Annotated in this window: 14 protein-coding genes; 9 read left to right on the forward strand and 5 right to left on the reverse strand. The window is 71.4% G+C overall.

Features of this window, described 5'->3' with window-relative positions:
* Positions 1-500: 500 nt before the first annotated feature.
* Together ACFWY5_RS13985 and ACFWY5_RS13990 are read left to right on the forward strand one after the other, a co-directional pair.
* The gene (locus tag ACFWY5_RS13985) at positions 501-1,598 is read left to right on the forward strand and encodes a PT domain-containing protein (protein WP_379632069.1); all 1,098 of its coding nucleotides are present in this window, start codon (positions 501-503) and stop codon (positions 1,596-1,598) included.
* A gap of 13 nt (positions 1,599-1,611) precedes the next feature.
* Positions 1,612-3,321 carry a hypothetical protein gene (locus ACFWY5_RS13990; protein WP_379632071.1) on the forward strand — a complete coding sequence of 570 codons (1,710 nt, stop codon included), beginning with the start codon at positions 1,612-1,614 and terminating at the stop codon, positions 3,319-3,321.
* 1 nt (position 3,322) lies between these two features.
* Here the strand turns inward: ACFWY5_RS13990 and ACFWY5_RS13995 are convergent, their stop codons facing one another.
* On the reverse strand, positions 3,323-3,937 hold the full coding sequence (locus ACFWY5_RS13995; protein WP_379632073.1) for a hypothetical protein: 615 nt from the start codon (positions 3,935-3,937) through the stop codon (positions 3,323-3,325).
* Between the two features lie 489 nt (positions 3,938-4,426).
* The gene (locus tag ACFWY5_RS14000) at positions 4,427-6,343 is read right to left on the reverse strand and encodes a Xaa-Pro dipeptidyl-peptidase (protein ID WP_379632075.1); all 1,917 of its coding nucleotides are present in this window, start codon (positions 6,341-6,343) and stop codon (positions 4,427-4,429) included.
* 138 nt (positions 6,344-6,481) lie between these two features.
* On the opposite strand from ACFWY5_RS14000, the gene ACFWY5_RS14005 reads away from it, so the two are divergent.
* The 5 genes from ACFWY5_RS14005 (at position 6,482) to ACFWY5_RS14025 (ending at position 19,719) form a co-directional block, all read left to right on the forward strand.
* Complete coding sequence (locus ACFWY5_RS14005; protein ID WP_379609598.1) at positions 6,482-6,952, forward strand: RICIN domain-containing protein; 471 nt, start codon at positions 6,482-6,484, stop codon at positions 6,950-6,952.
* Between the two features lie 139 nt (positions 6,953-7,091).
* Positions 7,092-10,973, forward strand: coding sequence for a LamG domain-containing protein (locus ACFWY5_RS14010; protein ID WP_379632077.1), 3,882 nt, complete (start codon positions 7,092-7,094; stop codon positions 10,971-10,973).
* A gap of 12 nt (positions 10,974-10,985) precedes the next feature.
* A complete protein-coding gene (locus ACFWY5_RS14015; protein ID WP_379632079.1) occupies positions 10,986-17,510 on the forward strand; it encodes a polymorphic toxin-type HINT domain-containing protein in 6,525 nt (2,174 codons plus the stop codon).
* 20 nt (positions 17,511-17,530) lie between these two features.
* A complete protein-coding gene (locus tag ACFWY5_RS14020) occupies positions 17,531-18,115 on the forward strand; it encodes a TetR/AcrR family transcriptional regulator (protein WP_379609595.1) in 585 nt (194 codons plus the stop codon).
* Entirely contained in the window at positions 18,112-19,719 is a 1,608-nt protein-coding gene (locus ACFWY5_RS14025; protein ID WP_379632081.1) for a nitroreductase family deazaflavin-dependent oxidoreductase, read from the forward strand. The genes ACFWY5_RS14020 and ACFWY5_RS14025 overlap by 4 nt, the downstream gene beginning before the upstream one ends.
* Here ACFWY5_RS14025 and ACFWY5_RS14030 read toward each other — a convergent pair.
* Positions 19,703-20,311, reverse strand: coding sequence for an NAD(P)-dependent oxidoreductase (locus ACFWY5_RS14030; protein WP_379632083.1), 609 nt, complete (start codon positions 20,309-20,311; stop codon positions 19,703-19,705). The two genes, ACFWY5_RS14025 and ACFWY5_RS14030, sit on opposite strands and share 17 nt — an antisense overlap.
* An 88-nt stretch (positions 20,312-20,399) precedes the next feature.
* Here ACFWY5_RS14030 and ACFWY5_RS14035 point away from each other — a divergent pair, with 88 nt between their 5' ends.
* Complete coding sequence (locus tag ACFWY5_RS14035; protein WP_379609592.1) at positions 20,400-20,762, forward strand: winged helix-turn-helix transcriptional regulator; 363 nt, start codon at positions 20,400-20,402, stop codon at positions 20,760-20,762.
* 24 nt (positions 20,763-20,786) lie between these two features.
* Here the strand turns inward: ACFWY5_RS14035 and ACFWY5_RS14040 are convergent, their stop codons facing one another.
* A complete protein-coding gene (locus ACFWY5_RS14040) occupies positions 20,787-22,229 on the reverse strand; it encodes a glycoside hydrolase family 6 protein (protein WP_379632085.1) in 1,443 nt (480 codons plus the stop codon).
* A gap of 4 nt (positions 22,230-22,233) precedes the next feature.
* Positions 22,234-24,465, reverse strand: coding sequence for a glycoside hydrolase family 9 protein (locus ACFWY5_RS14045; RefSeq protein ID WP_379632087.1), 2,232 nt, complete (start codon positions 24,463-24,465; stop codon positions 22,234-22,236).
* Between the two features lie 219 nt (positions 24,466-24,684).
* Between ACFWY5_RS14045 and ACFWY5_RS14050 the strand changes: the two genes are divergently transcribed.
* Complete coding sequence (locus ACFWY5_RS14050) at positions 24,685-25,977, forward strand: extracellular solute-binding protein (protein ID WP_379632089.1); 1,293 nt, start codon at positions 24,685-24,687, stop codon at positions 25,975-25,977.
* Positions 25,978-26,076: the final 99 nt, after the last annotated feature.

Here is a 26,076-nt window from a genome sequence, read left to right on the forward strand (position 1 = left end):
GTTACCTGCCGTCGTTTTGGGCTTGCGGCGCTTAGGGATGGCCCCCCGGGCGGGTTGCCGGGCCACCCGATCCCTCCCCCGCACGTAGGGCGGGCCCCCCCGTGGGTTGGGGCGGCCCGGCCCGGCCCGGCGGGTCGTCCCATGCGGGGCAGCCAGGTCGCGGGCACCCGTACGCGACGCCCATCTACGCGGCCCCCGTCTACGGCGCGGAACCCGACGAACCCCCCACCACCCACGAGCCCGCCACCGCCCACCGCAGCATCGACTTCCAGGAGACGGACCCTCGCGGAGCCGGCACCTCTCGTGGCGAGGCCACCCCGTTCCACGAGGACGCCGCTCTACCTCGCGGGGACACGGCTCTGCCTCGGGGGGACACGGGTCTCCCTCTAAGGGACACGGGCCTGCCGCGCGGGGACACGGGTCTCCCTCGTGGGGACACGGGCTCCTCTCGGGACGGCGCCATATCCTCGCGCGGCGACGCCGTTCCATCTCATGGGGACATGAGCCCCACGCGCGGCGACACCCGGCCCTCGCACGGGGACGGGGGCGACTTCGCCGAGCGTGATCCCTACGCCCTCCCCTACACCGCGGCCACCCCCGAGGAGCCGCTGGCCGAGGACGAGTTCCGGGCGTGGGAACGGCGGGGCGGCAAGTGGGACGAGTTCTGGAAGGACCGTCCCGACGAGGCCGATCCCGAGGCGCGCATCTCGGTGCGTTCGGTGGCGAGGGTCGGGCTGCTGGTCGGCGCCGGGGTGCTGGTGGCCGGTCTGGCGTGGTCGGGCATCCACGCCCGCCCCCGTCCCACCACGGTCAGCGAGGCCGCGGGCCCGCAACCCCGGCCCGTGATCACCCTGAACGAGCCGGGCTCCGACCCCGAGGTGGAGGTCCCGCCGCAGGAGAACCGGGGGACGACCGACCCAGAACAGCTCATACCGGGAAGGACCCCTCCGCCGACCACCTCCCCCAGCACGAACCCCGCGGAGCCGAAGGACGGCGCCACGAAGAAGCCGTCGGACACGAGAAGCTCCGACGACTCGCCCGATCCGCCGCGCGAGCCCACCACGGCGCCCACCCGCCAGCCGACGAGACAACCGACGAAGCAGCCGACCAAACAGCCGACGAAGCAGCCCACGAAGGCGCCCGACAGGGGTCCGGCGAGGGAGTCAGCGGAGCCGATGGCCAAGAAGGTCGAGTTGCCGAAGCCGCCGCCGCCCAGCGCGCGGTTGTCGAACTCGTCGGCGTCGCTGGGGTCGGGCCGGACGGGTTCGTTCTCTCTCGACTGCGAGGGCTCCTGCCAGATCACCTCGGCCTCCGGCTCGAACAACATCAGCGTCTCCGGCTCCTCCTACACGGTCAGCGCTCCCACCAGCCGTCCCGGCTGCCCGGGAGCTCCCACGACCGAGTCGGGCACGATCACCGTCTCGTGGTCGGGCACCAGGACCGGTGACGGCACCACCACCGCCGGAACCACCAGCGGCGACGGCACGCTGACGATGAGCGTGTCGTGGACGGTGGCCAAGGACAAGGGCACGTTCGTGCCCGACATGAAGGGCGGCGGCTACTGGAGCAACTGCAGCCCGAACAGCGCCGACTACTGAGGCAGGGGATCTGATGAAAGGGTTCTTCACCGGCATCTCCCGGCGCGAGAAGCAGTTCGCCGTCGCCGGGATCGTGATCGCGCTGGTGTTCTTCATGCCGTTCCTGGCGATGGCGGATCCGGGCAGCATCCCGGGCTCCGGGCCATCCGGTACGCGGCCGACGTCGGCCCAGGAGAAGGCGCTCGACGTGAAGCAGGGCGACTCGTGCAAGGACGTGCTGCCCGCCGACACCCCGTCGTACGTGGTGTGCGAATGGCTGACGCCGCCGCAGGACGCGGCGAAGGTGGCGGCGTTCTGGGCGGCGGACGGCGGGGCAAACTTCGAGAAGGCGCGCCCGTTGCCGCAGAACTACGTGCGCTGCAACCAGAAGACGGACCTGTCGAAGGAGCCGAACTGCCGGGGCGGGCAGACGTTCTGCGAGGAGTTGCCGAGCGGCTGGTACAAGTGCATCAACATGGTGAACAACCAGGTCACCTACGAGAAGTACGTGAACGGCAAGAAGCAGGTCCTGACCAGCCCGCCGCCCGACGCCATGACCCCCGCCGACCGCGACGGCACCGACCGTGCCCCCTCAGACTCCGGCACGACAGACCCCGGCAGGACCGACTCCGGTACGACGGACCCTGGTAGGACAGACCCGGGTACGACGGACCGAGGTACGACGGACCCAGGAACGACAGACCCAGGAACGACAGACCCGGGTACGACAGACTCCAGGACGACGGACCCCGGTACGACGGATCCCGGCAAGGGTGACACCGGTGAGACGGGGCGGCCCGCCGTACCCTCGCCGGCGCCCTCCGACGAGCTAGGGCCCGGGCCCACCGTGGGCTCCACCGCGCCCGTCGCCACCGCGATCACGGCCGCGAGCAAGGCCGGGCTGCGGATCTGGGTGGAGAACGACCTGGCCGACGACTTCCGCGCCGGTGACGCGCAGTTCAGGGCGGCGGTGGCCAAGCTCGTGGCGGCGGCGAAGCGGCCGGGCGTGGTGGGCGTGAAGTTCGCCGACTACCTGGGCTTCCGTGACTTCACCTCGGCGTCGCAGGTCAAGCAGTTCGTCTCCGAGGCGACGAAGGCGCTGCGGGCGAAGCTGCCCGGCAAACGGCTGGCCATGGGCGTCGTGGTGCCCGAGCTCGGCTGCGGCCAGGCCGAGCAGTGCGTCGCGGACATGCGCTCGCGCTATCCGCTGGTGACGCGCTCGCGGGTCGACGACTACATCCGCACCTCCGGGGTGGACCGCGTGTACGTGGCCTCCGGCCTGTTCGGCAAGTCGTACAGCGGCTTCAAGGTCACCCTGGACGGCCAGGAGAGCGCGATCACCCCGGCCATCGCCGCGCAGGCCCAGTGGATGGCGGTCAAGGCGCTCGGATGGGACGCCGTGGTACAGATCGGCTCGCGCGAGTACGGCCTGACCCACGCCGGCCAGAGCTCCCCCTGGGACAAGGAACGCGCGCAGGCCGAAGTCGACGCCCGGGTCGGCAACGCGATCGGCCTCGGCGCGCAGACCGTCACCCTGTGGGGCCACCGGATCAGCTACGACGCCGACCACCGCCGCATCCTCGACGCCGGCCTGGCGCCGAACGCGGTGTGGCAGGCCCTGATCGGCAAGGGCATGCGGGAACGGCTGTCGGTGCTGTTCGATCCGGGCAATCCGGAGGTGAGCGTGAGCGCGGACATCCAGGCGCTGGCCAAGGGTGTCAGCGAGATCTTCGTGCTGGTGTGAGTCACATGTCGGGCGGCAGATCATGACAATCCACCCAGTTGTCGCAGGTGGGCTCGGGCTCCCCGCCGGACGGGGGCGAGCTGGGCTTCTGGGTGGGCGCCTGGGTGGGCTTGGCGGACGGCTGGGCCGACGGCTTGCCCGACGGTTTCGCGGACGGCCTGGCGCTCGGCTTCGCACTCGGTTTGCTGCTCGGTTTCGCACTCGGCTTGGCCGACGGTTTCGCACTCGGCCGGGCGCTCGGCTTCGTGGAGGGCTTAGCGCTCGGCTGGGCTGGGGGTTTGGTGGTCGGCTCGCGCGCGCCGGCCGTGGGCTCGGCGCTCGGCTCCCGTGCGGGCCCGCTCGTCCCGGGCTCCTCGGGGGTACGGCTCGGCAGCGGCGTGAAGACCACCTCCCCCGGCACCTCCATGAGACTGACCTCGGGCGTGGCCACGGCGGGCCGCTCGTCCGGATCGCCCCCGCTCAGTCCGAGCCAGGCGCCGAGCCCCGCCAGCACCACCATCCCGGCGGCGACGGGCACCACGGCCCGCATCCTGAGGTGCCCGCGCCCCGGCCAGTCGTCCAGCACATCGGGCTCCGGCTCCCCCGGCCACCGGGTACGCGGCCGGCTCTCCCACACATCGGACCCCGACCCACCCTGCTCCCCACCCCCGGACCAGGACGCGCCCCGGTCATCGGACCCGGCGCCGGACCACGACGTGTCGGACCGCGCAGTGCCGGACTGCGAACGGTCGGACTGCGAAGTGCCGGGCCACGGAGCGTCGGACCGTGGGGCGTCGGACCCGGCCTCTGATCGGGGTGTGTCTCGTCGGCCGAGGGCGTTGGAGCGTGAAGTGTCGGGTCCCGATGTGTCCTGTCGGGCTGACGGGGTCTGGTGGCCGGGGTCGGGGTCGGGCCAGGGTGGGGTCTGGTGGCCGGGGTCGGGGTCGAGCCAGGGTGGGGTCTGGTGGCCAGGGTCGGGGTCGGGCCAGGGTGGGGTCTGGGGGCCGGGGTCGGCGTCGCGGTGCCGGCCGGCGTCGTACGGGTGTGTCATCGTCTTTGACTCCCCATAACGCGAAAAATCGGCAAAAAGGGGCCCGGGGCCGCCAAGCCCCGGGCCAGGGTCCGGTTAGAAGAACGTGTTCTCCGGCTCCGGCAGGTCGAGCAGCGCCGGACCGCGGAAGGCCGTCCTGTCCTGCGGCACGTCCGCCAGCGGACTGCCGACCACGAACGGCACCCGCACCTGGCTCTTGGCCAGGTCCACGGTGACCTTCGCTCCGGTGCCCGCCTCACCGCTGTAGTCGGCGTCGGTGCCGGCGATCACCAGGCCGATCCGGTGACCCTTCTTGAACGTGTAGTCGTGGGGCAGCGTGTCCCACGCCACCTTCACCGACGTTCCGGGCGGCACCGGCTGCGAGACCAGCGACGAGTCGCGGTTCTGCACGTCGATCCAGCCGCGGGCGACGATCTCCAGCGGGCGCGTGGCCACGTTGGTGATCGTCTTCTTGTAGCAGGCGTCGTCCTGGGCCGTGCTCTCGCCGTGGCAGCTCTCCTCGGTCAGCGTGGTGATGCCGAGGCCGCGCCGCCAGTCGACGCGGGTGTCCTCGCCGAAGTCGACGAGCAGGGCGGTCAGGTTCGAGGTGGACTTGTCGAGCGACACCCGCAGGTCCACGTTCGGCGTACCGGACAGACGCATGTTGAGCGGGAGCTCGCCGGTGGTGAAGGCGACCCGGCCCGGGTGCGGGGTGCCGACGTCGGCGACCATCTGCTCCTCGCTCAGCCTGGTGTCGGTGAACGTCGCCGTCGTGCCGCGCCTGGCCGGCTTCAGGCCGAGCGAGCCGTCGGCGCCGGGCCGCAGGCTCACCTGGGCGGCGTTCGGCGCCGGCCAGTCGCGCTGGGTGATCCACTCGGTGGGCGAGAGCTGGACGTCGGCCCTGGGCTCGTTCATGATCCCGTTGCGCACGTCGTGCAGCCAGTAGTCGAACCAGCGGTGCAACGTGTCCACCCACAGGTCGCGGCGGCCCTCGAAGTCGAACGGGTCGACGTGCTGGTAGTGGCCGACCCAGATCTTGCGCGGGATGTTCCGCTCGGCCAGCTTCTTCCACCAGATGGAGAAGTTGTCCGGCTTCACGTTGAGGTCGTTGCTGGTGTGGGCGACGAAGACGCTCGCCTTGACCTTGGACACGTCGCCCTGCAGCCCGGCGATGTAGTCGCGCAGGGCCCAGAACGCGTTGTAGTTGCCCGTGGCGTCGCCGTCCTCGGCGTCCATCCTGTCGCGTACGGCCTTGCACTTCGGCTCGGGATCGGTGTCCACGTAGTTGGCCAGCCAGGAGGCGTAGTCGTAGTTGTAGACCACCCCGTTGGAGCGCTGGTACTTGTACCACGAGCTGATGGCCGAGATCGGGACGATGGTCTTGAGCCCGTCGACGCCGGTGGCCGCGACGGCGTTGGCCAGCGTGCCGTCGTACGACTTGCCGATCATCGCGGACTTGCCGTTCGTCCAGTCGGCGAGGGCGGGGCTGCCGTCGGCGCGGTAGGCCTTGGCGCGGCCGTTCAGCCAGTCGATGACGGCCTTGCCGCCGAGCACGTCGGCCCGCCCGCCGATGTCGGGGCAGCCGTCGGAGCGGGTGGTGCCGAGCATGTCGACGTTCAGTACGGCGTAGCCGCGCGGCACGAAGTAGTTGTCGTAGAAGAGGGGGAACTTGACCACGTTCCCGGCGGCGTCGTAAACCTTCCGCTCGCCCTCGTTGCCTCGCCCGGAATTGTCGTAGTAGGGGCTCTCATCGATGATGACCGGAACCTTCAGCCCCGGGCCGGACTCCTTGGGCCGGATGATGTCCACCCGTACCCGGTCGAGCCTGCGGTCCCCGTCGCTGTCGAGCGGCGCCTCGACGTAGACGTGCTCGCGTACGGCGTCGGCGTAGGAGAAGACCGGCTGGGTCCGGCCGTTCGCCACGGTGACGGCCGGATCGGCCGTGGCCTGGGCGGGGGTGGCGAGCGCCAGGGTGACGGCGATCGCGGCGATGGCTGGGGATAATTGTGGCACGCGTGTCCTCCGTGACTATTGACGAAAAACATCCGCAATGTGTCACGAACCCCCAACCTGATCAACCCCCCACCTGCCGCCATTACCGGACAAACGATCAAAAGCCAATCGATAACGGTGCGTTCTACCGTCTGGCCCATGCTGAGAATCACGAAGGCCGCCGCGGTCGCCGCCCTCCTCACCGCCGGACTGTCCATGGTCGGCAACGCTCCGGTTTCGGCCGCGTCGGCCGCCGGGCCGTACAAGTTCATCAATTTCGGCAGCAACCACTGCCTCGACAGCAACAAGGCCGGCGACGTCTACTCCATCGCGTGCAACTCCAAGGACTACCAGCGCTGGTACATCGAGCCGGGCATCAGGCCGGGCTGGTACTTCCTGAAGAACAAGGCGACCGGGCGGTTCCTGGAGTTCCGGCACACCGGTTCCAACGGGGTCATCACCCAGCCGTACGCCTCCAAGCTGGTCAACCAGAACTGGTACATCGAGAACAACACCATCCGCAGCGCGACGGACAAGGAGACGCTCTACGACGAGAAGAGCGGTAAGGACGTCCGGGCGACGAGGGGCAGCGTGAACCCGTCCGGCTACGGGAAGTGGACCCAGGACTAGCTGATGGACCGAGGCCCGGACGGGAACGCGATCCCGTCCGGGCCTCTCACGTGCCCCGCGAAGCATCGAAAGCGGATCAAAAGCCGAGTACTTTACCGTCCGGCGCGTCAGGTGAACATCAGCGACGTGCGAGGACGACATGAGCTCAGGTTTACGCCGGTCGGCGGCGGTACTGGCCGCCGTGGCGGCCGTGTGGTGGGGACATCCGGCGGCCGCCGCCGGGCCGGGAGAGCCGCCGGAGCCCCCGGCGATGGGGTCGCCGGAGGAGCGGGTACGGCCGGACGAGTCCGGGACCGCCCAGGCCACCGGCCGGCGCGTGGAGGTGATCGGCGAGCGCACCGAGACCGGCAGGCTGTTCGCCAACCCCGACGGCACGTTCACCCGGGAGCAGCACGCCTCTCCCATCCAGGTACGCACCGCCGCCGGCTGGGTGCCGATCGACACCACGCTCGTGGCCCGCGCCGACGGGACGGTCGCGCCCCGTGCGGCCGCCGTCGACCTGGCCTTCTCCGGCGGCGGCAGCACCGTCCCGCTGGCCAGGATCGGGCGCGACGGCGGCTCGCTGGCGCTCGGCTGGCCGCGCCCGCTGCCCGCGCCGGTGCTGGACGGCTCCACGGCCGTCTACCCCGAGGTCCTGCCGGGCGTGGACCTCAAGGTCACCGCGAACGCCACCGGCTTCTCCGAGGTGCTGGTCGTCAAGACGCGCGCGGCCGCCGCCCAGGAGGCGCTGCGCCGGATCACGCTCACCACCTCCGCCCAGGGCCTGTCCGTCAGCACGGACGCGGCGGGGAACGTCGACGCCCGCGACGCCGGCGGCGAGGTCGTGGTGCACGCACCCGCGCCCGAGATGTGGGACTCCTCCCAGGCCACCGGTGAGCCGGCCGACCTCCGGGCACTGGCCGCCGGCACCGCGGTCGGCGGGCGGCGCCAGGTGATGCGGGTGGAGAAGACGGACGGCGGGCTGGTCCTGGTGCCCGACCAGGCGATGCTGAAGGACCCGGCGACCCGCTTCCCGGTCCACATCGACCCGTCGTACGGCGCGGCCAGGACCGCCTGGACCTACGTCTCCAAGCACTTCTCCGGCCAGTCGTACTGGAACTCCAGCGAGTCGGCGCCGTCCGGCTACTACAACGACCCGTCGTCCTTCCCCACGGTGGACACCAAGCGCTCGTTCTTCCGCATGGACACCGACAACGTCAACGGCAAGCACATCATCAAGGCGACGTTCCGCACGTGGGAGAACCACTCGTGGTCCTGTGACGGCCGCACCGTGGACCTGTGGCTGACCGGGGCCATCGACTCCGGGACGAAGTGGAGCGACCAGCCCACCTGGCACCGGCGCCTGGACAGCAAGGACGTCGCCAAGGGCTACAGCTCCAGTTGCCCGGACGGCGGCGTCGACTTCGACGCGACCTCGGCGGTCGTGGAGGCGGCCGGCAAGGACTGGGGCAACCTGACGCTGGGCCTGCGGGCCCGCGACGAGGGCGACACCAAGGGCTGGAAGCGGTTCAAGAACAACCCGACCCTGGAGATCACCTACAACACGGTCCCGTCGGCGCCGGACCAGATCGCGATGGTTCCCGACGTGGACTGCGCCACGGGCGCGGCGCGGCCGTACATCGGAGTGACGACGCCGACGCTGAAGGCGCGCGTGCGCGACGGCGACAACAGCGTGCGCGCCGACTTCGAGTGGTGGGCGCTCGACGGCACCGCGAAGATCGGCAGCTCGCAGACCTCGCAGTCGACCTCGGGTCTGGTACGGCAGGCCGCCATCCCGGCCGGCGCGCTGGCGGACGGCGGCACCTACAAGTGGCGGGTGCGCGCGGAGGACGGCGTGGACTCCAGCGGGTGGAGCCCGTGGTGCGAGTTCACGGTGGACACCACGCTGCCGCACGCGGTTCCCGGCGTTGGCTCGGGCGATTTCCCCGAGGACGCGTGGGGCGGCAGGCTCGGCGAGCCGGGAACGTTCCAGCTGACCTCGGGCGGCGTGGACGACGTGGCGGAGTACGTGTACGGCGTCAACGAGGACCCGCCGTCCACGCGGCTGCGCGTGGCCGCTCCCGGCGAGGGGGCGGCGGTGCGGATCACGCCCACGCGCTACGGGATCAACCGCTTCAGCGTCCGCACCGCCGACCGGGCGGGCAATCCGGGGCCGATCCGCACCTACGTCTTCTTCGCCCATCAGGGGACGGGCCCGTCCGGGCAGTGGGCACTGGACGAGGGCACGGGCGGCGAGCTGGCCGACGCCTCGGGCAACGGCCACCCGGCGGCGCTGTCGGGTGAGACCGCCTGGAGCGACGGCAGGAAGGGCAAGGCGGTCACCTTCACCACGGGCAAGGCGGCCACGAGCGGCCCGGTCCTGTCCGGCGGGAAGGGCTTCACGCTGGCGGCCTGGGTCCTGGCCACCGACAAGGCGACCAGGGCGGCGCTGCGGCAGGACGGCGTGAGCCTGGGCAGGGACGCCGGCGGCAAGTGGGCGTTCACCGCCGGAGCGGCCGTCACCTCGGCCCAGCCCGCGCTCCAGCGCGCCTGGACGCATCTCGCGGGCGTGTACGACCCGGTGACCGGCGAGCGGCGCCTCTACGTCGACGGCGTGCTGGCCGGAGCGGCCACGGCCGCGACGGTCCCCGCGCTCGCCGGGCCCCTGGAGATCGGCCCGGCCTGGGCGGGCGCGGTCGACGAGGCCGGAGCCTGGCAGCGGGTGCTCGGCCAGGAGGAGATCGCCGCCCTCGCCGCCACGCGCCCGAAGCCGTCGGGACACTGGGCCTTCGACGAGGGCACAGGAGCCGTGACGGCCGACCTGTCCGGCAACGCGCGGCCCGCCACGCTCCGGGGCGCCACCGCGTGGGAGACCTCCAGGACCCCCGAGTCGGTCACCGCGCTGTCGCTCGACGCCGCCGGGCACGCGGCCACCGAGGGCCCGGCCCTGCGCACCGACCAGAGCTTCACCGTCTCGGCGTGGGCCAAGCCCGCCGACCCCCAGGACGCCGGGACGGTGCTCAGCCAGGACGGCGCCCGCTCGACCGGCTTCGCCCTGCGGCACTCCGCGACGGGCTGGGCCTTCGCCACCACCGCCGCCGACGCCGACGCGGCCGCGGTCACCAAGGCCGTCTCGCTGCAGAAGCCCGCCGCCGGCGCGTGGGCGCACGTGAGCGCCGTCTATGACGCGCCCGCCAGGCAACAGCGCCTGTACGTGGACGGGGAACTGGCCGGCACCGCCACCAGGACCACGGCCGGCTGGAACGCCACCGGCGCGCTCCGGATCGGCGGCGAGCTCGGCACCGGCGGCTGGAAGGGCCTGATCGACGACGCGCGCGTCTGGCAGGAGATCGTGCCGGAGCACGAGCTGCGCGCGCTGGCCGAGCGCGGTCCCCGGCAGGCCGCGCACTGGAAGCTGGACGAGGGCCGCGGCGCCGCCGCGGGCGACAGCAGCGGCCGCGGCCACACCGCCACGCTGGCGGGCGGGGCGACCTGGAGCCGCGGGCCGACCGGGGCGGACGGCACCGCGCTGCTCCTGGACGGCGAGGACGACCGCGCGGTCACGACGGGCCCGGTCGCGCAGACCGACCGGAGCCTGACCGTCTCGGCCTGGGTCAGGCAGGACGACCAGGCGGGCCACAGAACCGTGCTGTGCCAGCAGGCGAGCGCGTTGTGCGGCCTCTACCTGGCGTGGAGCGGCGACGACGGCGCGATGCGGATCATGAAACCCGCCTCCGACGTGACCGAGCCGGCCTCCTGGGGCGAGGCCCAGGCCAAGGGCGCGCCGGACCTCGGCGTCTGGACGCACTTCACCGGCGTCTACGACCACGCCGCCCGCCAGACCCGGATCTACGTCAACGGCGTGCTCAAGGGCAGCGCGGACGCGCCCGGCGCCTGGAAGGCCACCGGCCCGGTCAGCCTCGGCCGCACCTTCAAGAACGGCACCGCGTACAGCCACTTCCTCGGCGCCATCGCCGACGTCCGCATCTACCAGGGCGAGCTGAGCGACGACGAGGTCTTCCAGCTCGCCCACGACAGCTGACAGGAGTTCACGATGTCCCGACGTTCGCGTCTGGCCACCTTCTCCGCCGCGGTCGTCCTGCTGCTCACGCACTTCCACGCGCTCCCGGCCGCGGCCGGGGTCGCCGCCGCCGACCGGCGGCCGGGCGTGCAGCAGGAACGATCCGTCCCCGGCGAGAAGGTGCCGGTCAAGCAGTTACCCAAGGACCCCGCCATGCAGGCGGCGGTCACCACTTCTCCCCAGGTCACCTGGCCCTCCGGCACGGGCGACGCGCGCCTCGGCGCGGCCGGGCGGGCCCGCGCGGGCGCGCTGCCGGTGTGGGTCACCGCGCCGGGGGCCCAGCAGGCCACCGTGGAGGTGGCCGACCGCGCGACGACGCGGCGCGCGGGCGTCGACGGCCTTCTGATCAAGGTACGGCAGGCCGCCGCGGCCCGGATCGACCTGGACTACTCCGGATTCCGGCACGCCTACGGCGGCGACTGGGCCGCCCGGCTGCGCGTGGTCGCCTACCCGGGCTGCTTCCTGACCACGCCCGAGCAGGAGGCCTGCCGTACCGGCACCTCGATTCCCACCCGGAACGACCCGGCCACCTCCACGCTCGCCGCGGACGTGGGGCCGACGGCGAGGAGCGCCGACGGCGTGTTCGCGGTGACCGCCGCGACCGGCGGCAGCACGGGCAGCTACTCCGCCACGTCGCTGTCACCGTCGGCCATCTGGCAGGTCAGCGCGCAGACCGGCGACTTCACCTGGAACTATCCGCTGCGCATGCCGCCGTCCACCGGCGGGCCGGCGCCGCAGGTGGGCCTGTCGTACTCCTCCGGGGGCATCGACGGGCGGACGGCCTCGACCAACAACCAGCCGAGCTGGGCCGGGGAGGGCTTCGACTTCTGGCCCGGCTACATCGAGCGCAAGTACAAGTCGTGCGCCGACGACGGGGTGAAGCCGAAGACCGGCGACCAGTGCTGGTCGTCCAGCAACGCCACGATGGTGCTCAACGGCGGCGGCGGCGAGCTGGTGCGCGACGACGACACCGGCGCGTGGAAGCTGAAGAGCGACGACGGCTCGAAGATCGAGAAGCTGGACGGCGCGGCGAACGGCGACAACTCCGGCGAGCACTGGCGGGTGACGACGCTCGACGGCACCCAGTACCACTTCGGGCTCAACCGGCTGCCGGGCTGGAAGAGCGGCGACGAGGAGACGACCTCGACGTGGACGATGCCGGTCTTCGGCGACGACGCGGGCGAGCCGTGCCACGCCTCGACGTACGCCGCGTCATGGTGCACGCAGGCCTGGCGGTGGAACCTCGACTACGTCGTGGACCCGAGCGGCAACGTGATCAGCTACTACTACGGCAAGGAGACCAACCGCTACGCCCGCAACCTCAAGACGGGCACGACCTACGACCGTTCCGGCTACCTCAAGCGCATCGACTACGGCGACCGCCACGGCGAGGTCTACAAGGGCAAGTCGCCGCTCCAGGTGACCTTCACCACCGCCGGCCGCTGCGTGCCCGGCACCGCCTGCTCCACGGACCAGCCGAAGGACTGGCCGGACGTGCCGTGGGACCAGAAGTGCGCCGACGGCGACTGCCCGGAGAAGTACTCCCCCACGTTCTGGTCCACCAAGCGGCTGGCCAAGATCACGACCAGGGTGCTGGACGGCGCCGGCTACCGCGACGTGGAGTCGTGGACGCTGCGCCACGAGTTCCCCAAGCCGGGTGACGGCACCAGCCCCGCGCTCTGGCTGGAGTCGATCACGCACACCGGCGGCTCGTCGGCGATGCCGCCGGTCAACTTCGACGGCGCCCAGCTGATGAACAGGGTCGACGGGCTCGAAGGCCTGCCTCCGTTGTACAAGTACCGCGTCCAGACCGTGCACAACGAGACCGGCGGCCAGGTCAGCGTGACCTACAAGCCGGCCGAGTGCACGCGCGGCACGGTCCCGGCCAAGCCGGACCAGAACACCAAGCGCTGCTTCCCGCAGCAGTGGCTGGCGCCGGAGGGCGGCGAGCCGATCGAGAACGACTGGTTCCACAAGTACGTCGTCGCCCAGGTCGACCAGATCGACCGGACCGGCGGCTCGCCCGACCAGCGCACCACCTACGACTACCTGGGCACGCCGGCCTGGCACTACAACGAGGACGAGGACCTGGTCCCGGCCGAGCGCAAGACGTGGTCGGACTGGCGCGGCTACGAGCGGGTCCTGGTACGGCGCGGCCTGCCGGGCGAGCAGCGGTCGGAGTCGGAGTTCCTGTACTTCCGCGGCATGGACGGCGACCACCTCCAAGGCGGCGGCTCCCGCGACGTCTCGATCACCGACAGCGACGGCGTCAAGGTGGCCGACCACCGCGCCTACCGGGGCCAGATCCGCGAGGAGATCCAGCGCGACGGGCCCGGCGGAGCGGTCGTCAGCCGGACCGTCAACGGCCTGTGGAAGCGCGGCCCCACCGCCAAGCACGGCGGCCAGGAGGCCTACATCGTCCGCCAGGCCAGGGTCACCGGGCACTCGGCGCTGGCCGGGGGCGGTTTCCGGACCGTCGAGGTGGCCAAGGAGTTCGACGAGTACGGGCTGGTGACCAAGACCGGCGACCTGGGCGAGGCCGGGGCGGGCGACGACCAGTGCGTACGCCACGAGTACACGCGCAACACCGCCAAGTGGATCATCAACAAGGTCGGCAGGATCCAGAGCGCCGCCGCGCCCTGCTCGGCCACCCCGGCGCCCGGCGACGTGCTCTCCGACGTGCGCACCACCTATGACACGCGTGGCCTGGTCACCAAGGTCGAGGAACTGTCCGGGTGGAACGCCGGGCAGCCCGCCTACACGACGACCTCCCGGGCCGTCTACGACGCCAACGGCCGGATGACCGAGTCCTACGACGCCCTGGGCAGGAAGTCGACCACGTCGTACACACCGGCGACCGGCGGCCCGCTGACCGGGGTCAGGACCGTCAACCCGCGCGGCCACACCGCGACCTCGGAGCTCGACCCCGGCTGGGGCCGGCCCACGGCCGAGATCGACGCCAACGAGCGGCGCACCGACCTGGTCTACGACGGGCTGGGCCGGTTGTCGAAGGTGTGGCTGCCGGGCCGTTCTAAGGCCGACGGCCACACGCCGACGGGCGAGTACTCCTACCTCGTCAGGACCAACGGCCCGGTCGTGGTGACCTCGACGTCGGTCAAGCCGGACGGCGGCAACGTCTCCTCCTTCGAGCTGTACGACGGCTTCCTGCGCCACCGCCAGAGCCAGGTGCCGGCGCCCGGCGCCGGACGGGCGCTGGCCGACACCGTCTACGACTCGCGCGGGCTGGTGGCCAAGCGCAACACCAGCTACTACAACGACCAGCCGCCGGGCACGGCGCTGCACCAGGCGGCCGACAACCAGGTTCCCGCCCAGACCGTGTTCGTGCGCGACGGCGCCGAGCGGACCACCGCGGAGGTCTTCAAGGTCAACGGCGCCGAGCGCTGGCGCACCTCCTACACCCACGGCGCCGACTGGACCACGACGACGCCCCCGTCGGGCGGCACCGCGACCGCCGCGCTCAGCGACGCCCGCGGCCGGGTGAGCGAACTGCGCCAGTACGCCACCGGCACGCCCACCGGCGCCTACGACGCCACCAAGCACACCTACACGCCGGACGGCCTGCGGGAGAGCACCACCGACCCGGCGGGCAACGTCTGGCGCAACCACTACGACGTGCGCGATCGCCTGGTGAAGAACGAGGACCCCGACCGCGGGGCCACCGCCTACACCTATGACGCGGCCGGGCAGCTCCTCACCTCGACCGACGCCCGGGGGCGCACGCTCACCTACCGCTACGACGACCTCGGCCGCGCCACGAGCCTGTCGGAGGGTTCGGCCAAGCTCGCCGAGTGGGCCTACGACGCGCCGCTCAAGGGCCTTCCGTCCGGTTCGACCCGGTACGTCGGCGACGACGCGTATACCAGCACGATCACCGGCTACTCCCCGGCCAACAAGCCGACCGGGTCGAAGGTGACGATCCCGGCCTCCGAAGGGGCGCTGGCCGGCACCTACGAGTTCGGCATGAGCTACAACGGCGACGGGTCCATCTCCAAGATCCACTACCCGGCCGCGGGCGGGCTGCCCGCCGAGAGCGTGAGCCTCGGCTACGACGCGCTCGGGCTGCCGTCCACGCTGACCGGCGCGGCGCCGTACGTGAGCGAGACGCTCTACACCAAGTTCGCCGAGCCGATGCAGCACACGATGAACGCCGGCGGCAAGCCGGCGTGGCTCACCAACTACTACGAGGAGGGGACCCGCCGGCTGGAGCGCGCGCGGGTGGACAGGGACGACCCGGCCCCGCAGCTCGCGGACGTGGGCTACACCTACGACCAGATGGGCAACGTGCTGCGTCTCGGCGACGCGGTGTCGCGGGACACGCAGTGCTTCGACTACGACCATCTGCGCCGGCTCACCCAGGCATGGACGGCCGCCGACCAGTGCGCCGCCGCTCCGTCGAACGCCACGGTCGGGGGGCCGCAGCCGTACTGGGACTCCTACACCTACGACACGGTCGGAAACCGCCTCACCCAGGTCAAGCACTCGCCCGCGGGCGACACCACCAGCACCTACACCCAGCCCGCGCCGGGGCAGCCGCGCCCGCACACGCTCAGCAAGGTCGTCACCAGCGGCCCGGCAGGAGAGCGCCTGGACACCTACTCCTACGACGCCGCGGGCAACATGACCACGCGCGTGCTCGCGGGCGAGGAGCAGACGCTGGAGTGGGACGCGGAAGGCAGGCTGGCCAAGTCCACGAAGGCCGGCAAGGCGACCACGTTCGTCTACGACGCCGACGGCGACCGGCTCCTCAAGCACGAGCCCGGGACCAGCACGCTCTCGCTCGGACTGATGGAGCTGAACCTCGACAAGTCCGACGGCAAGGTCAGCGCGCTGCGCTACTACGGGCTCGGCGGCGCCGTGGCCGTACGCGACTCCGGCGGCAAGGTCACCTACCTGACCGGCGACCACCAGGGCACCGCCCAGATGGCCGTGGACGCCACCACGCTGCAGGCCACGCGGCGCACGTTCACCCCGTTCGGCGAGCCGCGCGGCCAGGCGCCGTCGGCCTGGCCCGACCGCAAGGGCTTCGTCGGCGGTGACATCGACGCCTCGACCGGGTTCACCCATCTGGGGGCGCGCGAGTACGACCCGTCGGCGGGCCGCTTCATCTCCGACGACCCGATCTCCGACACCGGCGACCCGCAGCAGCTCCACGGGTACGCCTACGCCAACAACAGCCCGGCCACGTTCAACGACGCCTCGGGCCTGATGTACGACATCGGCGGCGGAGGTGGCGGCGGCGGTGGCGGCGGCTCGTCCACCTCCTCTTCCTCTTCGTCTTCGTCGGGCAACAACAACGGCGGCCCCTCGAAGGACCAGATCGACCAGGCGATGGCGACGAAGAACAAGAGCTTCGTCGACGTGGTGGTCGAGGCCGGCGCCGAGATCCTCCTGGATCTGCTCGGCGTGAACGACATCATCAACTGCGTCGGCGGCGACATCGGCTCCTGCGTCAGCATGGTGATCGGCTTCCTGCCGTGGGGCAAGATCTTCTCGGTCGGGGCCGACGTGGCCAAGGGCGTCGTCAGAGTGGCCAAGGGCTTCGTGAAGTGGCAGGACGACCTGAAGGCCGCCGACGACGTCCTGAGACAGGCGGACGAGGCGGCGGCCGCGGCGGCCAAGAAGGGCGACGACGCCGCCTCCGGCACCTCCAAACAGGCCGACGACGCCGCGGAGACCGCCTCCTCGAAGGGCGATCCACCCTCGAAGAAGAAGACCGAGGATCCGGGAGGATCATCGAGCGGGGGGTCGTGTTCGAGCTTCACGCCCGACACCCCCGTGCTCATGGGCGACGGCTCCCGCCGCCGCATCGACCAGGTGCGGATCGGCGACAAGGTCACGGCCACCGATCCCGAGACCGGCAGGACACGGGCCAGGACCGTGGTGGCCACCATCATCAGCGACGGGCGCAAGGACCTGGTCGAGGTCGGCGTCGGCGACGGAACGATCGTGGCCACGGCCAACCACCCGTTCTGGGACGAGGGCGCGAAGGAGTGGGTGCGCGCCGATCGGCTGCGTCCCGGCACCGTCCTGCGTGCCGAGGACGGCGGCACGGTGACGGTCGGTTCCGTGCGGGCGTTCACGCGGCCGCAGAAGGTGCGCAACCTGACGGTGGCGACCGACCACACGTACTACGTGGCGGGCGGGGACGAGGACGTCCTGGTCCACAACAGGAACTTCCAGCAGAATCTCGTGTGCGGGGTCCGTGCCCAGACCGACCGGCGCAAGATGGCGGAGAACCGGGCGGCGCTGGCCCGCACACCGGTGATCCAGCCCCAGGTGTCGACCACCGGGTTGCATCAGATCCCGGCGTTCGCCCGCAAGACGCAGGGAGCACCGCCGCTGGTCAAGCTGCACGACCACGTGACGAAGCAGCTGGGACAGGATCCGGTGAAGTTCGCCTCGAAGCTCGAAGACAAGGTGGAAAAGGCGGAGAAGTATCTCGGCATCCTGAGCAGGTTCGGTGAGCTTTTCGGGTGAAAGGATGCTAGTTTGGCCGTATGACTAACTTGGTCGAGCGGCCAACTTCGCCTCGTGGAGATCGGCGGCGGGAGGAACTGGTGGCGGCGGGGATCGGCCTGCTCTGTGAGGAGGGCTGGCCCGCCGTCACCACCCGCGCCGTCGCCGAGCGGGCCGGGACCAATCCCGGCCTCATCCACTACCACTTCGGCGGGCTGCCCGGCCTGCACGCCGCCATCGCGCGTGCGGCCGGGGAGCTGGTGATCGGGCCCCTGGTGGCGGAGTTGCTCGGAGCCGTTGACGCGCGGGCGGCGCTGGGCAGGATCCGGGACATGCTGGGAGAGACCACGGGGGACGAGCGGGCCACGCGGCTGGCGGTCGAGGTGATCGCGGGGGCGGCGCGGGATCCGGCGCTCGGTGAGGTACTGCGCGAGCAGCTACGGCAGGCGCGCGGGCAGATCGGCGAGGCGCTCGGGCGGATGTATCCCGAGTGGCCGGCCGAGCGCAGGGCCGGGGCGGCGGTGCTGGTGACGGCGGCCGTCGACGGGCTGATGCTGCACTACCTGCTCGATCCGGAACTTCCCGTGGGCCAGGCCGTGAGCGCGGCGGAGGGGTTGCTGTCATGAGGGTGCTCATCAACGGGGGCGGGGTCGCGGGGCTCACGCTCGCGTACTGGCTGCGATGCAACGGGATCGAGCCGGTCGTCCTGGAACGCTCCCCGCACGGGCGGCTCGGCGGGTACGGGATCGACTTCTTCGGCACCGCTTACGACGTGGCCGAGCGCATGGGGATCATCGACCGGCTGGTGCCGCGCCAGCTGCCCGTCGACTCGGTCGACTTCGTGGACGCCTCGGGGCGGGCCTGGGCGCGCCTGACCGTTCCCCTGCTCGATCGGGTGATCAAGGGGCCGCGGCTGGGGCTCATGCACACCACGCTCGAAGAGGCCCTGCTGGAGGCGGTCCAGGACGACGTGGAGATCCGCTTCGGGGAGAGCGTCGCGGGCGTGCGCCTCGTGCCCGGCGGCGTGGAGGCCGATCTGGCCTCGGGCGGCACCGAGGAGTTCGACCTGCTGGTCGGCGCCGACGGCATCCACTCCCTGACCAGGGAGCTCGTCTTCGGCGCCGAGGAACGTTTCGCCCGGTACCTGGGCTGCCGGCTGGCCTCCTACCCGGTGCCCGACCGCTACCACCTGGGGCGGATCCGCGCCCACTACACCGAACCCGGGCGCCAGACCATCGTGTATCCGACCGGGCGCGCGGACGAACTGGCCGCGCTGTTCATCTTCCGGGCGGCGAACGGCGGCGCCGTACCCCGGCAGGAGCGGCTGGACCTGCTGCGCTCCACCTTCGACGGCATGGGCTGGATCACCCCGGCGCTGCTGGAGGACGCGCCGGCCGACGGGGACGTCTTCATGGACACGATGACGCAGATCGTGCTGCCCTCCTGGCACCGCGGCCGGGTGGCGCTGGTCGGCGACGCCTGCGGTTCGATGACCATGCTCTCGGCGCAGGGTGTCTCGATGGCCATGGGCGGGGCGTACCTGCTGGCCGAGGCGCTGCGCGACGAGCGCGAGCCCGAGCGCGCCTTCGACCGCTACGAGCGGCGCATGCGCGGCGAGGTCGCCAAGCGGCAGCGCACCGCGCGGTTGTTCACCAGGACGCTGGTCCCGGCCACGCGGCCACAGCTCGTGGTGCAGAAGGCGGTGACCAGGACGATCACGCGCCAGGCGTTCGCGCCGGTGCTGCGGCGGCAGTTCGGCGCGCAGACGATCCTGGCGAAGCGGGCGGCGCCGCCGACCGGGTGGCGCCGCCGGGCGTGGCGGCTGCCGATCAGCCTGTTCCGCGCGGGGCTGGGCTGGCTGGTGCCGCACCGGATGATGCTGCTGACGCACACCGGCCGCAGCTCGGGGCAGCCGCGCCAGGCGGTGATCGAGATCGTCGCGCGGGACGGCAGGAGCGTGGTCGCGGCGTCGGGGTTCGGCACGGGCGCCGACTGGTACCGCAACGTGCTGAAGACGCCGGAGGTCACGATCCAGATCGGCGGGCATCCCCGCCCTGCCGTCGCCGTTCCCCTGTCCGCCGCCGAGGGCGCGGACATCATGGCCACGTACGCCGCCCGCCACCCGGCGGCGGCCCGGCGGCTCTGCGCCCTGATGGGGTTCGACGACGTGCTGGACTTCCGGCAGATCGGCGGGCGGATCCCGTTCGTGCGCTTCAGTGCGCCACGTTGACGCGCTGTGACGGGGTGGTCGGGTTCTCCAGCTCGTCCACCAGCGCCACGGCGTAGTCCTCGGCGGTGATGAACGGGCCGACCAGGGTGTCGCCGCCCTTGCGGTAGGCGCCGGTGCGCTCGCCGGGGGCGATCTGGGCGGCCGGGGAGATGTAGGTCCAGCGCAGGTCGTCCGCCTCGGCCCGGATCACGTCGAGCAGCGCGGCCTGCGCCAGCGCCTCCTTCTTGTAGATCTCGGGGAAGTCGGGGGTGTCGACCAGGCGGGCGCCGGGCGCGATCTCCAGGCTGCCCGCGCCGCCGACGACCACGAGGCGGCCGACGCCCGCGGCGCGCAGGGCGGCCAGGACCGCGCGGCCGGCGGCCAGCAGCGGGGCCTCGGGCTCGGTGCCGTCCCTGGGCGGGGCGATGGACAGGACCACCGCGTCCTTGCCCTTGGCCAGGGCGGTGATGGCCGCGACGTCGGCGGCGTCGGCGGTCTGGGTGCCGTCCTTGCCCGAGCGGGTGACGCCGGTGACCTCGTGGCCCCGGTTCGCGGCCTCGGCGGCCACCCGGCTGCCGATCATTCCACTGGCGCCGATCAGCAGGATGTTCATTGTGGACCTCCTCAGTTGCGGTTGCGACTGCGAAGGTATCCATTGGATACTGGTTACTTCAACGTGCCATTGCTACCTTTGGGAAACCATGACGAACGGCGATGCTTTCGACCCGAACTGCCCCACCCGGCTGGTGCTCGACCGGATCGGCGACAAATGGTCGGTGCTGGTCGTGCTGAGCCTGCGCCACGGGCCGAAGCGCTTCACCGAACTGCGCGACATGATCGGAGGGGTGACGCCCAAGGTGCTGACCCAGACCCTGCGCGCCATGGCCGCCGACGGGCTGCTCACTCGGGAGGTGTTCGCGGAGGTGCCGCCCCGGGTGGAGTACACGCTGACCCCGCTCGGCCGCTCGCTGCAGGAGCCCATCCAGGCGATCACCGACTGGGCGGAGCAGTACGTCACCGAGGTCATGGCCGCGCGGGAGAGCCGGCAGGGGCGGGAACGCTGACCCGCCCCCGCCGGGAGTCCTCCGCTACGGGTTGCCGTTGATCAGTGCCATGGCCAGGTCGGGGCTGAACTGCCCGGCCGGCGTGGTCGGCGCGATGCCGCACCTGCCGTCGGAGTCGCCGGGCACCTTGACCCAGTAGTGGTACTCGGCGCCCGAGGCCGGCTTGGCCGGGGCGGCGCCCAGCTTGCGGTTCGGCGGGTTGCACCAGTCGTCCTCGGGCGTGGAGTCGCCGGGGTAGGGGCCGTTGCCGTTGCGGCTGGTGTCGATCACGAACGGCTTGTTCCCGTGGGCGGGCGCCAGCAGGTTCTTGACGTCCGTGCCGTAGGTGGTGGTCTGGTCGGTCCACTTGTAGTTGGAGACGTTCAGCGAGAAGCCGCGGGTGTTGGCGATGCCGGCCTTGCCGAGGCGGGTGACCAGGTCGTTCTTGTTGGTCACCCAGCCGGAATTGCCCGCGTCGAGGTAGACCCAGGCGTTCGGCGCGCCGGCCTTCAGGACCTGGGTCGCGTCCAGGAGGATCCGGTACTGGTCCTCCGGGTCCCCGCCGACCTGCGTCACGCAGGGGGCGGCGGCGACGGCGTCGGGCTCCAGGATCACGACCGCGTGGCGGCTGCCGATCGCCCGCGCGAACGCGGTGATCCACGCGTGGTAGGCGGCCGCGTCGGCCGCGCCGCCGTTGGAGTGGGTGGCGCAGGCGTCACGGTAGGGGATGTTGTACGCGACCAGCATGGGCAGCTTGTCGGCCGCCTGCGCGGCGCCCACGTAGTCGTCCACGGCCTTGGTCAGGTCGCCGAACCAGCCGCCGAACCACATGAAGATCGGCTTGGTGGCGATGCCATTGTTGATCGCCTCGGCCTTGGCCCGATGGGCGTCCCAGTTGTTCCTGACCCACACGGCCGGGTTGGACTCGCCGGAGACGAACAGGCCGGTCGGCCGGGTCGCCTGGGTCTCCATGAGCGAGACGTTGTCGAACCACACCGTGGCCGCCCGGTCCTTCGAGCCGACCTGGAACGTCACCTCGACGGTGAGGTCGGAGGCGTCGGCCGGGGCCTTGGCCGTGAAGGTGTACAGGAAGCGCTTGCTCGTGGTCGTGACCGGGAACGTCGTGCCCAGCGACTGGTTCTGGCCCGGCGTCTTGAGGTACTGGACGGTCGTGGCCGGAGTGAACGCCTCCGAGCCCTGGGCGTCGAAGGAGAGCGTGTAGGTCCTGCCCGGCTTCAGCGTGGCGGTGGTGTTGGCCGCCGTCATGGCGTTCCACGGGTCGTTGACCCGGGTCTTGGCCCGGACCTTCATCCGGCCCGCGTCGGCGGTGACCTCGGCCTGGTCGATCTGCTTCCAGCCGGCGACGCCGCCGCCGAACCCGCCGTTGGCGACGAGCTGCGCCGCCGCTGATGCGGGGGTGGGCGCCGTGAGAAGTGCCGCCGCGACGGCGGTCAACGCCACTGCGGCCTTTGCTGCGAAAAATCGCACTACATCACCTTTCATTGGTTCTAGCGGAGTGGGTGTCGGCGGAGTGGGTGTCGGCGGAATGGGTTTCAGCGGAACGGGTGTCGGCGAAGGCTGTGAGCCATGCCAGGGCGGAGTTCCAGTTGACGGCGACCTCGTTGGTCGCATAGGAGCCGATGTCGTCGATGTAGCACTTGGCGGGGGCGCAGCCCTGGAGGTTGCGCTGGGCGACCGAGTCCTGCAGGCCGCTGTTCGGGCCGCCCGCGAGAGATCCCGGCGCGGGGTACGGCAGCGCCGGGTCGAGCTGGTGCGCCCAGAACCGGTGATGCTGGTTCCGGGCAGCGCGCTCGCCGTAACCGGTCACGTAGGACTGGTTGAGGGCGTTGCGCCCGAGGAGATAGTCAAGGGATTCGACCGCCGCCTCCCGATATTTCGGGACACGGGTGAGCTCGTAGGCGTAGGCCAGCACCAGCGCCGTGTTGGCCGTCGCGCTGCTGGAGCCCCAGACATACTTGCCATCGGGCGGCAGGAACGGATTGGCGTAGCCCTGCGCCCGCAGGTCGGCCAGATGCCGGTCGGCCACGCGGGCCACCCGGCCGGTCAGCTTGAGCGCCGCGAGCGGGCCGAGCTTGCCGCGTACCCGGGCCAGCGCCAGGTCGGCCAGCCCGCCGGTGTCCTTCCAGGAGAAGTTCTCCGTGGTCAGACCGGTGGTGACCGCCTTGAGGTAGGAGCGCCGGCCGGTGGCGGCGAACAGCTCGGCCGCCGCCCACGAGAACTCGTCGCTCACCTTGGTGTCGTCGTACGGCCCGCCGCCCACGCTCTCGGCGGGTGCGAACAGGGCCGGGTTCGCGTGCGCCGCGTCCCAGGCCCGGCGCGCGGCCTCCAGGCAGCGGGCCGAGAACGCGCGGTCGAAGCGCTGGTAGACGCGGTGGCAGCGGGCGCCGACCGCGGCCAGGTTCAGGGTCGCTGCGGTGGAGACGGGGAAGAGCAGGCGGGGCTGGGCGTCGGCCTCCGGGCGCAGCGGGAGACCGGTCCAGGCGGCGTCGTGGATCTTGTGGTGGACCATGCCGTCGGGGCGCTGCATGCGCAGCAGGAAGTCCAGCTCCCACCTGGCCTCGTCGAGGACGTCGGGCAGCCTGCCGCCGGACTCCGGGATGGCCAGCCGTACGTCGCCGGACTGCTCGTAGGCGTCGATGAGCTGCCAGGCGGCGAGCGCGCCGTTGACCACGTACTTGCCGTGGTCGCCCGCGTCGTACCAGCCGCCGCGCACGTCCATCCGGTAGTCGCAGGCGCCCGGGGCGCACGGGACGTCGAGGTCGCCCTGGTTGGGGGCGACGCCTGCGTGCCCGGCGGGGCGGGCGTAGGCCTGGCCCACGTGCCCGGCCTCGATGGGGGTGCCGGACCGGTTGTGGTAGAAGTACGCGAGCGCGTCCCTGCGCAGCTTGCCGTACAGGCCCGCGTCGATCTCGAAGGGCTCGCTGACCTCGTCGCCGACGGCGAGGCGGAAGGCGCCCCGCGCCCGATATCTGGTGAAGTCGGCGGTGTGGACGTGGTCCCCCGACATCGCGTCGTCGCCGAAGACCCGCGTGAAGCCGGTGGCGACCGCCCGGCCGGAGGCGTCGAGGAGCCGCCAGGGCAGCGGCGCGCGCGACGGGGTGACGACCGTGGCCCGCTTGGGGCCGCCGGGCAGGTAGCCGAGCTGGTTGACGCGTACCGGCGAGCCGAGGTCGCGCACCCCGCCGGGCGGGATCACGCCGCCGGTGAAGGAGATGTCGTCCAGGCACAGCGTGTACGCCTCGCTCGCGCCGCCCATCTGGAAGGCGATCTGCGACTTGGCCTCGTCGATCGTGGACGTGCCGGTGATCTCGAACGTGCGGGGGGTGGTGGTGACGTCGGCGCCGCCCGCGATCGGGGTGGTGTGCGGCGGCCCGCTCATCTGGGCGATCGCCTTGATCGTGACGTCCTTCGTGGCCACCGCCGTGAACACCAGCTTGTACGGCTGGCCGTTCTCCAGCGGGATGTCGTTCTGGCCGATCATCGAGTCCCAGGGGTTGACCGTGCCGGCGGGCACCTCGGCGCACAGCCGCCCCGCCTCGACCCGGGACGGCGTGGTCTCGCTGCTCCACCACGGCTCCTTGGAACCGCCGCCGAACGTGCCGTTCAGCACGCGTTCGTAGGTCGCCTCGGCCTGGGCGGGAGCGGCGGGCAGTAAGGCCGCCGCCACGGTCAGCGCGCACGCCAGCCGCGATCGAAAAGACATGCCGGACCTTCTCTCGAAGCGGTCCGGCGGCGTCGGCGTGATCTTTACTGACAAGGAGGGTCAGCGTCAAGAGGGAAATTTCCGTTATGCCGGAGACCTTTCACACGGACCGAATCATGGTCTAACGTCATGGGAGCGCTCCCATACGGAGCTAGACACCGGTGCCGGCGGCGTCAAACGCAGGCCCCTCGTCCAGTTTCCCAGAGAGGTACCCCCCGCATGACGACTCACGTTCGCCGCGGACTCTTCGCCGCGGTCACCCTCGCAAGCCTGGTGGCCACGGCCGCCTGCGGCGGCGCCGCCAAGGAGGAAACCCCCCAGGCGGGCGGGAAGATCGAGCTGGTCGTCAAGACCTTCAGCAAGTTCGGCTACGAGGAACTGTACAAGAAGTACGAAGCCTCCCACCCGAACATCACGATCAAGGAAGAGAACATCGCCCAGCTCGGCGACTACCTTCCCAAACTCCAGCAGTGGATGGCCGCGGGCAGCGGCGCCGGCGACGTCGTCGCCCTGGAGGAGGGCATCCTCGTCCAGTTCATGGCCAAGCCCGGCAACTTCGTCAACCTCCTCGACCACGGCGCCGCCCCGCTCCAGGACAAGTTCCTCGAATGGAAGTGGAAGCAGGCCCTCACCCCCGACGGCAAGACGCTGATCGGCCTCGGCACCGACGTCGGCGCCCAGGGCATGTGCTACCGCCGCGACCTGTTCGAGAAGGCCGGGCTGCCGACCGGCCGCGAGGAGGTCGGCAAGCTCTGGCCCACCTGGGCGGACTACACCGAGACCGGCAAGAAGTTCGTGGCGGCCGTCAAGGAGGCGAAGTTCTTCGACTCCGCGGGCGGCATCTTCCAGAACGTCCTCATGCAGCAGGGCGACCACACCTACTTCGACACCGCCAACAAACTCGTCATCGACACCAACCCCGGCGTCAGGACCGCCTGGGACACGACCACGGCCATGGTCGGCGCGGACCTGTCGGCCAAGCTCCAGATGTGGGGCCCGCAGTGGAACGCCGGGTTCAAGAAGGGCTCGTTCGCCACCATCGCCTGCCCGGCCTGGATGCTCGGACTGATCAAGGAGCAGGCCGGCGACGGGCTCAAGGGCCAGTGGGACGTGGCCCGCGTACCCGGCTCGGGCGCGGTGCGCGGCGGCTCGTTCCTGGCGGTGCCCAAGCAGAGCAGGCACCCGAAGGAGGCGGCCGAGCTGGCCAAGTTCCTGACCAGCCCGGAGGGGCAGCTGGCGGCGTTCAAGGCGGAGAACAACTTCCCGTCCTCGCCGCAGGCCATCGACGACCCGGCGGTGCGGGCGTTCACGAACGAGTACTTCAACAACGCGCCGGTCGGCCAGATCTTCGGCGAGTCGGCCAAGACGCTGAAGCCGGTCTACCTCGGCCCCGGCAACCAGGCTGTGGGCGACCGCGTGGGCGAGGCGCTTCTGGCCCTCGAACAGGGCAAACTCGACGCCGCCCAAGCCTGGACCAAGGCCCTCACCGACGCCAAACGCAGCGCGAAATAGCCCGGTTTCTGCCGTGCTTCTGTTTTTTGCGCCATCTGTCGCGCTTCTGGCCGTTGTGCTGCCGTCCGTTGTGCTTCTGTCCGTCACCCCGCCATCCGT

This window comes from Nonomuraea sp. NPDC059007 (genome assembly GCF_042740555.1).
Lineage (GTDB): Bacteria > Actinomycetota > Actinomycetes > Streptosporangiales > Streptosporangiaceae > Nonomuraea.